Here is a 10421-nt window from a genome sequence, read left to right as displayed (position 1 = left end):
GCCATATGTAAGGGAGGAGCATGACATGAACGCAACGGAGCGGCCGATCGCGCTGGCGATCGAGGACGAGGGCGAGCTCAGCGAGGCGACGCGCGCCTATTTCGACAAGTGCCGCGAGAAGCTCGGCATGGTGCCGAACGTGCTCGCGGCCTATGCGTTCAGTGAGGCGAAGCTCTCCGCCTTCACCCAGATGTACAACGACCTGATGCTGGCCGACAGCGGCCTCAGCAAGCTGGAGCGCGAGATGATCGCCGTGGCGGTGTCGGCGGTGAACCGCTGCTTCTACTGCCTGACTGCGCACGGGGCGGCGGTGCGGCAGTTGTCCGGCGATCCGGAGCTGGGCGAGCTGATGGTGATGAACTACCGCGTCGCCGAGCTGTCGCCGCGCCACCGGGCGATGCTCGACTTCTCGGTGAAGCTGACCGAGCGGCCGGCGGAGATGCTGGAGGGCGACCGGCAGGCCCTGCGCGATGCCGGCTTTTCCGACCGGGACATCTGGGACATTGCGGCGGTCGCGGCTTTCTTCAACATGTCGAACCGGGTGGCGGCGGCGACCGACATGCGGCCCAACCCGGACTATCATGCGATGGCGCGCCAGCCGGCCAAGGTGTGAGGCGAGCGGCGCGCGCGGATCGCGCCGACATGCGCCCTGCCACATGACAAGGGGCACCGCCCTGGTGTAGAACGCAAGCCCGTGCCGACAGGCGGAGCCGTTTCGCCCGCCGGCAGGGTCGTTCTTTTCACGGAGACAAGCCATGGTCGCGAAAGTGTTCATCGACGGCGAAGCCGGCACGACGGGTCTGCAGATCCGCGAGCGCCTTGCCCGTCGCCGCGACCTGGAGCTCCTGTCCATCGCGCCGGAGCGGCGCAAGGACCTCGGCGCACGCGCCGAGCTGCTCAACGCCTGCGACGTGACGATCCTCTGCCTGCCGGACGATGCGGCGCGCGAGAGCGTCGCCCTGATCGAGAACGACACCACGCGGGTGATCGACGCCTCGACGGCGCACCGGGTGACTGAGGGCTGGGACTACGGCTTTGCCGAGATGGCCGCCGGGCAGGGCGCGGCGATCGCCGCCTCCAAGCGCGTCGCCAATCCGGGCTGCTACCCGCAAGGGGTGATCGCCTGCCTGCGGCCGCTGATCGATGCCGGGCTGCTGCCGGCCGATCATCCGGTGACGGTCAACGCCATCTCCGGCTATTCCGGCGGCGGGCGGCAGATGATCGAGGCCTACGAGGCGGACGGCGCCGCCAAGCCGGCCTTCCTGCCTTACGCGCTCAGCCTCAACCACAAGCACCTGCCGGAGATGACGCGCTTTGCCGGTCTTGCCGCAACGCCGATCTTCGTGCCGGCGGTCGGCAATTTCGCGCAAGGCATGGTGACGGCGGTGCCGCTGCGCCTCGAGAGCCTTGCCAAGGCGCCGAGCGCGGCCGAGATCCACGGCGCGCTGGAGGCGCATTACGGCGCGCTGCAGGGCTCCTTCGTCGATGTCGCGCCGCTCAGCGGCTCCGACAAGGCGCCGGACCTCGATCCGGAGACCTTCAACGGCACCAACCGCATGCGCCTGCATGTCTTCGCCAACGATGCGCGGGCGCAGGTGGTGCTGATGGCCGTCTACGACAATCTCGGCAAGGGCGCCTCGGGCGCCGCCGTGCAGAATCTCAACCTGATGCTCGGTGTCGACGCCGCCACGAGCCTTGCCGCCTGATCGTCCGTTTTCGCAGGAGAAACGCCCATGGAAAAATTCACCACGCTGACCGGGGTCGCCGCGCCGCTGCCGATCATCAACATCGACACGGACATGATCATCCCGAAGCAGTTCCTCAAGACGATCAAGCGCACCGGCCTCGGCTCCGCGCTGTTCCACGAGATGCGGACGCTTGACGACGGCGCCGAGAACCCGGATTTCGTGCTGAACCAGCCGGCCTATCGCAAGGCGCGGATCCTGGTCGCCGGCGACAATTTCGGCTGCGGCTCGAGCCGCGAGCACGCGCCGTGGGCGCTGCTCGACTACGGCATCCGCTGCGTGATCTCCACCAGCTTCGCCGACATTTTCTACAATAACTGCTTCAAGAACGGCATCCTGCCGATCGTGGTGAGCCAGGAAGACCTCGACAAGCTGATGGACGACGCCAGGCGCGGCGCCAACGCGACGCTGACGGTCGACCTGGAAGCCCAGGAGATCCGCGGCCCCGACGGCGGCTCGATCGGCTTCGACATCGACCCGTTCCGCAAGCACTGCCTGCTCAACGGTCTCGACGACATCGGCCTGACGATGGAAAAGGCCCCGTCCATCGGTGCTTTCGAGACCAAGGTCGACGGCGAGCGCCCCTGGATCTGAGGGCGGACCGTTTTTCATTGCAAAGGGCCGGCGCTTGCGTCGGCCCTTTTGTTTTTTGGGCGGTGAACGGCGGAGCGGGCGGTTCGGCTGCCATTTGTGTTTCTGGTCGCGGCGTGTCGTCGCTGGCGCTGCTCACCCCCCTCTGTCGGCTGCGCCGACATCTCCCCCTCAAGGGGGGAAAGGGGCGTGCGGGGCGAACGTCGCCCGGGAGAGCCGGACCCATTGGCACCTTCGGCAGGTATGAGGCGGGCGGTGCTCGTTCCACCCTCCGCTGTCATACCTGCGAAGGCAGGTATCCAGTATCCGCCGGACCGGGGGACGGCGCGAAGGCAGAAACTCCAGCCTTGGCGAGGGTCATCCGCGGCACCGCTGCGGCTCGGGCTCAATCGTTCGGGGTTACTGGTTCCCGGTCTTCGGCTTTGCCGAAACCGGGATGACATCCTGCGGATGGGATTCTCGTCGGAGGATCGTTTCCGTCGCTCCTGCGCTCAACCCTATCCCCGCGTCTTCCCGGACGAGGCCGAAGGCCGAAGATCCGGGATCGGGGAGGCACGGTGGGTGTGGTTGTGTCCGGGAGCGCTGTCGAGAGGCCCTCGGCTCGCCGGTCCCGGGTCGCGCTTCGCTTGCCCGGGAAGACGCGGGGATAGGTGTGCGTCTGGGAGGGTGAGGGGAGCGCAGGCGTGCCGTCGCCACCGCTCTGGGAACGAATGGGCCCCGGCGTGCGGCTTCGCCTTGCCCGGAATGACGAACGAAAGGGCGGAGCGGGGAGGACGCAGGAGGACGGAGAAGGCGCGCGCCGGTCGCTCGGCGGGCGCAAACGGGGCTTTCCCTCACGCCGGTGCACGGCGGCCTCACCAAGGCTTGAACAGGCGTGCGGCGACCTGCACCTTGCGAAGGACTATGTGTCCGGTGACGGCGGCGCTGGAGGGCAGACCGAGTGAGTGGACAGATGCAGGCATCCGCAACCAGGACCCCGGCCTATCGGGCCTATATCCCGTGGCGCGAGCGCAACGGGCGCTTCTCGCCGCTCGGGCTTGCGGTGTTGCTGGCGATCCTGGCGCCCGGCGCGCATCTCGCCTACGGGTTGCTCGCCGGCACGCTCGGCGCCAAGCCGGTGACGGAGGTGCTGCACGGCACCGGCGACTGGGCGATCCGCTTCCTGCTGCTGTCGCTGCTGGTGAGCCCGCTGCGGCGGGTATCCGGATGGGGCAAGCTCATCGGCATCCGCCGCATGCTGGGCCTGGCGGCGGCAGGGTACGCGCTGGCGCATCTCAGCCTCTATGTGGTCGACCAATCCTTCGACCTTGCCAAGGTCGCGAGCGAGATCGTGCTGCGCGTCTATCTCACCATTGGTTTCGTCGCGCTTCTCGGGCTGCTGGCGCTTGCCGCGACCTCGACCGACGGGGCGATCCGGCGGATGGGGCCGACCTGGCACCGGCTGCACCGGCTGACCTATGCCATCGCGGTGCTGGCAACGGTCCACTTCTTCCTGCAATCGAAGGCGGACGTGACCGAGGCGGTGCTGATGGCCGGCTTCCTGGTGGCGCTCTTCGCCTGCCGCATCGCCCACAAGCTGGGCCTGAGGCTGACATCGCCGCTGGTGCTGGCGGGGATCGCTGTCTTCGCCGGCCTTGCCACCGCCGGCATCGAATACCTGTGGTACGCGCTGGCGACCGGCGTGCCGGCGGAGCGGGTGCTCGCGGCCAATCTCGACTTCCGCTACTCGATCCGCCCGGCCTGGTGGGTCTTTGGCGTGATGCTCGTCGTGGCCGCCCTGCCGCTGGTCCTGAGGCTCGGATCCCGGGCACGGCAGGCGGTCGCGCAGGGCGCCCCGGGACGCGGCTGATCCGCTCCAGCGGCAGATTTCCGCCATTTTCCCCGAAAAGGCTGTGCGACGGAACGGGCGGCAAAAATAAATCGCACACAATTATATTGTGCACGATCTAATTTGCGCCTATATAGGGGTCGGCACCGAGCCACACTCGGCAACGCACCAACGCACATGCAAAGGAGATCGACATGGCCATTCTCTACACCGCTCACGCCTCCGCCACCGGCGGGCGCACCGGCAATGCCAAGTCCGACGACAACCGCCTCGAGGTGACCCTTTCGACGCCGAAGGAGCTCGGCGGCGACGGCGGCGCCGGCACCAATCCGGAGCAGCTGTTTGCGGCCGGTTATTCGGCCTGCTTCCTCGGCGCGATGAAGTTCGTCGCCGGCCAGCAGAAGCTGAAGCTGTCGGAAGAGACGCAGGTCGCCGCGGATGTGGGCATCGGCCCGCGCGACGACGGCACCGGCTTCGGCATCGCCGTGACGCTGAACATCACCGTGCCGGGCCTCGACACGGCGGATGCGCAGGCGCTGGTGGAAAAGGCGCATGTGGTGTGCCCCTATTCCCACGCAACGCGGGGCAACATCCCGGTGACGCTGAACGTCAAGTAATCGGGAACTGAACCTGGCCTGACCGGAGCCTGGGCGGGTTGCCCGGCCTGCGGTCCTCAGCTCTCGTCGCCGTCGCCGTCCTGTGGGCCGGCGCGGCGGCGGGACTCGCGAAACGCGACGTGCTCGCGCTCCAGCTGCTCCAGCACGGTGCCGACACGGGCAAGCGCCCCGGCTGTGGCGCGGAAGCGGGCCGCCCGCGATTCGAACAGGCGGCTGGCGATATCGGGAAATTCCTGCAGCATGCGCTTGAACAGCGCCCGGCGGATGCGGATCACCTCGGTCGGACCGACGGCGACGGCCCGGGCCGGGCGGCGCGTCTCGACCAGGAGCGCGGTCTCGCCGATCAGGCTGCCGGGGCCGAAGGTGCCGAGTTCCTTGCGCTCCTCGTCGGCGCCTTCCAGCAGCACCTCGCCGCTGGCCACGACCAGACCGGCATCGGCGCGCTCGCCGGCGATGAACAGCACCTCGCCGTCGCGATAGGTGACATTCTCGGCCGAAAAGGCGAGCAGGCGCATCTGCTCCTCCGGGAACTCGGCGAGCAAGGGCACCTGGCGCAACAATTCCATATCCCGGACGAGACTCATGCCTTGAGCATTACGCCGAAGCCGGCGATTTGCACAAGCCCGGAAACCGCGTGAGAAGGCCCGAGGCCGGACTGCCGGTGGACAGTTCGCCCCGCCGGACAGGATGCCGGACAGTTTGCCGGCCGGTGCGGCGGCGAGGCGAAAAACGGGGCGGGATCAGGGAACGAGCTTGTAGCCGCCGGCCTCGGTCACCAGCAGTTCGGCATTGGACGGGTCGCGCTCGACCTTCTGCCGCAGGCGGTAGATATGGGTCTCGAGCGTGTGGGTGGTGACGCCCGAATTGTAGCCCCAGACCTTGGTCAGCAGCACGTCGCGGGTCACCGGCTTCTCGCCCGCCCGGTAGAGGAACTTCAGGATCGAGGTTTCCTTCTCCGTCAGGCGGATCTTGGCGCCTGCCTCGTCGGTCATCAGCTTCTGCGCCGGGCGGAAGGAGTAGCGGCCGATGGTGAAGACCGCGTCCTCGCTCTGCTCGTGGCTGCGCAGATGCGCCCGGAGGCGGGCGAGCAATACGGCGAACTTGAACGGCTTGGCGACATAGTCGTTGGCGCCGGCCTCGAGCCCCAGGATCGTGTCGCTGTCGGTGTCGTGGCCGGTCAGCATGATGATCGGCGCCTTGAAGCCCTTCTTGCGCAGCAGCTTCACCGCCTCGCGGCCGTCGATGTCCGGCAGGCCGACATCCATCAGGAGAAGGTCGGTGTGGCCTTCCTCGGCGAGCTTGATGCCGGTGGCGGCGTTCGCCGCCTCCTGGGTCTCGAACTCGTCGTAGAGCGACAGCTGCTCGACCAGCGCCTCGCGAAGATCGTCGTCGTCGTCGACGATGAGGATTTTGCGTGCGGGCATGGTCGTGTCCTTTCCTGACCGAAGGGCATGCTATGGAATCTGCACCTGTTTTCCTGACATAAGCAAGCGGACACGATTGCGCGAGGGCGCATTGACGCAAAGCCCGCCTTGCGCCAACAAATCTTGCTCACGCAACCTTGAGCCCCGGGTGAGGACGCCGCCGCCATGACGCTGGATCTTGTCGCACCGCGCCGCCGGCCGGCCCTGCCTTCCGGCGAAGAGGGGAGCGAAACCTTGAGGGTCCGGGCGCTTTCGGCGGGCGCAAAGCGCGGCGTGCTGCAGCTCGGCACCTTCACGGCGCCGTGTGCGATCGGGCGCGGGGGGATTTCCCGCTTCAAGCGCGAGGGGGACGGGGCAACGCCGGCCGGACGCTTCGAGCTGCTGCAGGTCTACTATCGCCCCGACCGGGGGGCGCGGCCGCGCTCGGCCCTGCCGGTTGCGCCGTTGCCGCGCGCCGGCTGGTGCGATGCGCCGGGCCATCCGCGCTACAACAAGCTGGTGCCGCTGCCCTTTGCCGCCTCGCACGAGGTGCTGTGGCGGGACGATCCGCTCTACGACATCGTTGTGGTGCTCGACTGCAACCTCCATCCGGCGGTGCCGGGGCTCGGCAGCGCCATCTTCTTTCACCTGGCGCGGCCCGGCTACACGCCGACGGAAGGCTGCGTGGCGGTGGCGCGGGCGGACATGGAGATCCTGCTTTCCGCCTGCGGGCCGGGTGCCGCCATCGAGGTCGGCTGAACGGTGCGTTGCGATTGTCGTCGTTAGGTTGAACACTGCGTCCAGCGGCTGCACTCTGGTGCGGCGGGGCAGGGCGCCTATCTTTGGCGAAACGACGTGCAACAGCCTGCCTTGCAAGGGGCGGGAGAAAGGCGAAGTCCCATGTCCGTCAGACCCGTGACCCATCTGGAGACGGCGAAGCCGACGCTGGAAGGCGCCGGCGTGAAGCTGCACCGCGCCTTCGGCTTCGGCGATCCGACCGCGCTCGATCCGTTCCTGCTGTTCGACGATTTCCGCAACGAGCGGCCGCAGGACTACAAGGCCGGCTTTCCCTGGCACCCGCATCGCGGCATCGAGACCATCACCTATGTGCTGGCCGGCACCGTCGACCATGGCGACAGCCTCGGCAACCAGGGCACGCTCGGTGCGGGCGACATCCAGTGGATGACCGCCGGCAGCGGCATCATGCACCAGGAGATGCCGAAGGGCGACGCGAAGGGGCGGATGCACGGTTTCCAGCTGTGGGCCAACCTGCCGTCCTCGCTGAAGATGACGAGCCCGCGCTACCAGGACGTGCCCTCGACCGAGATCCCGGAAATCACCGACGACGACGGCACCCATGTGCGCGTCATCTGCGGCGAGTTCTGGGGCCGGCGCGGGCCGGTCGACGGCATCGCCGCGGACCCCAGCTATGCCGACATCTTCGTGCCGGCCGGGCGCACCAAGCGCTTCAAGGTCGACACCTACCGCAAGGCCTTCGCCTATATCTTCGAGGGGTCGGGCACGTTCCGCGACGCGTCGCAGCCCTTCGGCGTGCTGCTGGAGAAGGAGGTCGACGGCGAGGAGGTGCATGTGCGCGATCAGAGCGGCGACCGCACGCTGGTGCGCTTCGGCACCGGCGACGAGGTGACCGTGACCGCCGGGCCGAACGGCATCCGCTTCCTGCTGGTCTCCGGCGCGCCGATCCGCGAGCCGGTGGCCTGGCACGGGCCCATCGTCATGAACACCCGCCAGGAGCTGATCCAGGCGGTGACCGAGCTGCAGAAGGGCACCTTCATCCGCGAGGGTGCCAAGCGCTGAAGGAGCGCGTCCGGGCGGCAGGTTCGCCCGGACGCGCCGCCGTCCCGTCCCGGCTGTCTGCGGCCTGTCAGCGCGGCGAAACACGCGAGCACTGGAACCGCGCGGCCTTTTCCGCCATATAGACGGGAAACGGCCGGTCGCGCCTTCCTCGATATCGAGGCGCGCGCCGCAGATGGCCTGCCCCGCCCGACAGGCGGCGGGCGGCGAGATGGACGACTTTCGCGATGAGCGAGCGCAGGATTCCCTTTCTGAAGATGAACGGGCTGGGCAACGATTTCGTTGTCTGGGACGCCCGTGAGGCGCCCGTGCGCCTCGATCCGGATGCCATCCGCCGGATCGGCGAGCGGGACGGCGGCATCGGCTTCGACCAGATGATCACGGTGGAACGCAGCCACGGCGGGGCGGATGCCTTCATGCGCATCCACAACCGGGACGGCGGCGAGGTGGATGCCTGCGGCAACGCCACGCGCTGCATCGGCCGGCTCCTGATGGAGGAAAGCGGCAATGCGGCCGCGACCATCGAGACCAATGCGGGGCTGCTGAAGGCCTCGGCAACGGACGATGCGCGCCGGGTGACGGTCGACATGGGCCGCCCGCGCTTTGCCTGGAACGAGATCCCGCTGGCCGAGGAATTCCACGACACGCGGGCGATCGAGCTGCAGATCGGGCCGATCGATGCGCCGATCCTGCATACGCCCTCGGTGGTCAATGTCGGCAATCCGCACGCGATCTTCTGGGTGCGCGATCTGGACGCCTACGATCTGGCGCGGATCGGGCCGATGCTGGAGAACCATCCGATGTTCCCGGAGCGGGCGAACATCTCGCTCGCCCATGTCCTGTCGGACGGGGAAGTCGAGATCCGGGTATGGGAGCGCGGCGTCGGGCTGACGAAGGCCTGCGGCACGGCGGCCTGCGCCGTCGGCGTTGCCGCTGCGCGCGACCGGCGCACGGGGCGCAAGGTGCGGGTGCTGCTGCCGGGCGGGCCGCTCGACATCGAGTGGCGCGAGAGCGACGACCACATCCTGATGACCGGCGACACCGAGGTGGAGTTCGAGGGACTGCTGGACCCGCAGACGCTGACCTTCGAGAAGACCGCGCCCGGCGACCGGCCGATCCTCGAGGTGGTCCGGTGAGCATCGACGTCGTCACATTCGGCTGCCGCCTCAACGCCTACGAATCCGAGGTGATGAAGCGCGAGGCGGAGGCCGCCGGCCTCAAGGACGCGATCCTGATCAACACCTGCGCGGTGACGGCGGAGGCGGTGCGCCAGGCGCGCCAGTCGATCCGCAAGGCGCGGCGCGACAATCCGGGCGCGCGCATCATCGTCACCGGCTGCGCCGCCCAGACCGAGGCGGAAACCTTCGCCGGCATGGAGGAGGTCGACCTCGTCCTCGGCAACTCGGAGAAGCTGGAGCGCGCCTCCTACGGCCGCGTCGCGCAGTTCGGCCTCGACGACAGCGAGAAGATCCGCGTCAACGACATCATGAGCGTGCGCGAGACGGCCGAGCACCTGATCGACGGGCTGGAGGGCCGCGCCCGCGCCTTCGTGCAGGTGCAGAACGGCTGCGACCATCGCTGCACCTTCTGCATCATCCCGTTCGGGCGCGGCAATTCCCGCTCGGTGCCGATGGGCGTCGTCGTCGACCAGATTGCAAGGCTGGCGGACAACGGTTACCGCGAAGTGGTGCTGACCGGCGTCGACATCACCAGCTACGGCGCCGACCTGCCGGGGGCGCCGAAGCTCGGCGATCTCGTCGCCAAGATCCTCAAGCTGGTGCCGGGGCTCGACCGGCTGCGGCTGTCTTCCATCGATTCCATCGAGGCGGACCCGGCCTTGATGCGCGCCATCGCCGAGGAAGAGCGGTTGATGCCGCATCTGCACCTGTCGCTGCAGGCCGGCGACGACATGATCCTCAAGCGGATGAAGCGGCGGCACCTGCGCGCCGACACGATCGGCTTTTGCGAGGAGGTGCGCCGGCTGCGCCCGGACGTGGTGTTCGGCGCCGACATCATCGCCGGTTTCCCGACCGAGACCGAGGCGATGTTCGCCAATTCGCTCGCCATCGTCGACGATTGCGGGCTGACGCATCTGCATGTCTTTCCCTTCTCGCCGCGCAAGGGCACGCCGGCGGCACGCATGCCGCAGCTGCCCCGCCAGGTGGTGAAGGAGCGCGCCGCGCGGCTGCGCGAAAAGGGCGAGGCGGCGCTGCTGGTGCATCTGGAAGCCGAGCAGGGACGCGAGCGGCAGGTCCTGATCGAGCGCGAGGGGCTGGGACGCAGCGAGCAGTTCACCCAGGTGGAGTTCTCGCCCGAGGCCGCGGCCGGCAAGGGGGCGGGCGACCTTGTCACGCTGCGCATTGCCGGGCATACCGGGCGGCATCTTCTGGGCGTAACCACCGGTCGACAGGCGGCATGACGG

11 protein-coding genes are annotated in these 10421 nt (G+C 68.3%); 9 read left to right on the top strand and 2 right to left on the bottom strand.

Annotation, left to right across the window (positions count from 1 at the left end; genetic code table 11):
* Positions 1-25: 25 nt before the first annotated feature.
* From GH266_RS11950 to GH266_RS11930, 5 genes are all read left to right on the top strand, one after another.
* The gene (locus tag GH266_RS11950) at positions 26-613 is read left to right on the top strand and encodes a peroxidase-related enzyme (RefSeq protein ID WP_158194106.1); all 588 of its coding nucleotides are present in this window, start codon (positions 26-28) and stop codon (positions 611-613) included.
* A gap of 142 nt (positions 614-755) precedes the next feature.
* Entirely contained in the window at positions 756-1706 is a 951-nt protein-coding gene (gene argC / locus GH266_RS11945) for an N-acetyl-gamma-glutamyl-phosphate reductase (protein ID WP_158194105.1), read from the top strand.
* Positions 1707-1733: 27 nt separating this feature from the next.
* Positions 1734-2339, top strand: coding sequence for a 3-isopropylmalate dehydratase small subunit (gene leuD, locus GH266_RS11940; protein WP_158194104.1), 606 nt, complete (start codon positions 1734-1736; stop codon positions 2337-2339).
* 949 nt (positions 2340-3288) lie between these two features.
* A complete protein-coding gene (locus GH266_RS11935; RefSeq protein ID WP_158194103.1) occupies positions 3289-4185 on the top strand; it encodes a protein-methionine-sulfoxide reductase heme-binding subunit MsrQ in 897 nt (298 codons plus the stop codon).
* Between the two features lie 173 nt (positions 4186-4358).
* On the top strand, positions 4359-4781 hold the full coding sequence (locus tag GH266_RS11930) for an organic hydroperoxide resistance protein (protein WP_158194102.1): 423 nt from the start codon (positions 4359-4361) through the stop codon (positions 4779-4781).
* Between the two features lie 56 nt (positions 4782-4837).
* Here GH266_RS11930 and GH266_RS11925 read toward each other — a convergent pair whose 3' ends face one another.
* Positions 4838-5347: a cyclic nucleotide-binding domain-containing protein gene (locus GH266_RS11925; RefSeq protein WP_244953826.1), complete on the bottom strand. Its 510-nt coding sequence runs from the start codon at positions 5345-5347 to the stop codon at positions 4838-4840.
* Positions 5348-5521: 174 nt separating this feature from the next.
* A complete protein-coding gene (locus tag GH266_RS11920) occupies positions 5522-6205 on the bottom strand; it encodes a response regulator transcription factor (RefSeq protein ID WP_158194100.1) in 684 nt (227 codons plus the stop codon).
* A 165-nt stretch (positions 6206-6370) separates the two neighbouring features.
* Here GH266_RS11920 and GH266_RS11915 point away from each other — a divergent pair, with 165 nt between their 5' ends.
* The 4 genes from GH266_RS11915 (at position 6371) to mtaB (ending at position 10418) form a co-directional block, all read left to right on the top strand.
* A complete protein-coding gene (locus tag GH266_RS11915) occupies positions 6371-6943 on the top strand; it encodes a L,D-transpeptidase family protein (RefSeq protein WP_158194099.1) in 573 nt (190 codons plus the stop codon).
* 141 nt (positions 6944-7084) lie between these two features.
* On the top strand, positions 7085-8002 hold the full coding sequence (locus tag GH266_RS11910; protein ID WP_158194098.1) for a pirin family protein: 918 nt from the start codon (positions 7085-7087) through the stop codon (positions 8000-8002).
* A gap of 224 nt (positions 8003-8226) precedes the next feature.
* Complete coding sequence (gene dapF, locus GH266_RS23485; RefSeq protein ID WP_158194097.1) at positions 8227-9135, top strand: diaminopimelate epimerase; 909 nt, start codon at positions 8227-8229, stop codon at positions 9133-9135.
* Complete coding sequence (gene mtaB / locus GH266_RS11900) at positions 9132-10418, top strand: tRNA (N(6)-L-threonylcarbamoyladenosine(37)-C(2))-methylthiotransferase MtaB (RefSeq protein ID WP_158194096.1); 1287 nt, start codon at positions 9132-9134, stop codon at positions 10416-10418. Before dapF ends, mtaB begins: the two co-directional genes overlap by 4 nt.
* The last annotated feature ends 3 nt before the right edge of the window (positions 10419-10421 follow it).

Source organism: Stappia indica, from assembly GCF_009789575.1.
In the GTDB taxonomy this organism is placed as follows: domain Bacteria; phylum Pseudomonadota; class Alphaproteobacteria; order Rhizobiales; family Stappiaceae; genus Stappia; species Stappia indica_A.
This window is presented reverse-complemented; position numbering and strand designations above follow the sequence as displayed.

Coding starts and splice junctions, on each gene's coding strand:
- dapF (WP_158194097.1), top strand. CDS start 8,227: ATGAGCGAGCGCAGGATTCCCTTTCTGAAGATGAACGGGCTGGGCAAC.
- GH266_RS11920 (WP_158194100.1), bottom strand. CDS start 6,205: ATGCCCGCACGCAAAATCCTCATCGTCGACGACGACGACGATCTTCGC.
- argC (WP_158194105.1), top strand. CDS start 756: ATGGTCGCGAAAGTGTTCATCGACGGCGAAGCCGGCACGACGGGTCTG.
- GH266_RS11930 (WP_158194102.1), top strand. CDS start 4,359: ATGGCCATTCTCTACACCGCTCACGCCTCCGCCACCGGCGGGCGCACC.
- leuD (WP_158194104.1), top strand. CDS start 1,734: ATGGAAAAATTCACCACGCTGACCGGGGTCGCCGCGCCGCTGCCGATC.
- GH266_RS11935 (WP_158194103.1), top strand. CDS start 3,289: ATGCAGGCATCCGCAACCAGGACCCCGGCCTATCGGGCCTATATCCCG.
- GH266_RS11925 (WP_244953826.1), bottom strand. CDS start 5,347: ATGGAATTGTTGCGCCAGGTGCCCTTGCTCGCCGAGTTCCCGGAGGAG.
- GH266_RS11950 (WP_158194106.1), top strand. CDS start 26: ATGAACGCAACGGAGCGGCCGATCGCGCTGGCGATCGAGGACGAGGGC.
- GH266_RS11915 (WP_158194099.1), top strand. CDS start 6,371: ATGACGCTGGATCTTGTCGCACCGCGCCGCCGGCCGGCCCTGCCTTCC.
- GH266_RS11910 (WP_158194098.1), top strand. CDS start 7,085: ATGTCCGTCAGACCCGTGACCCATCTGGAGACGGCGAAGCCGACGCTG.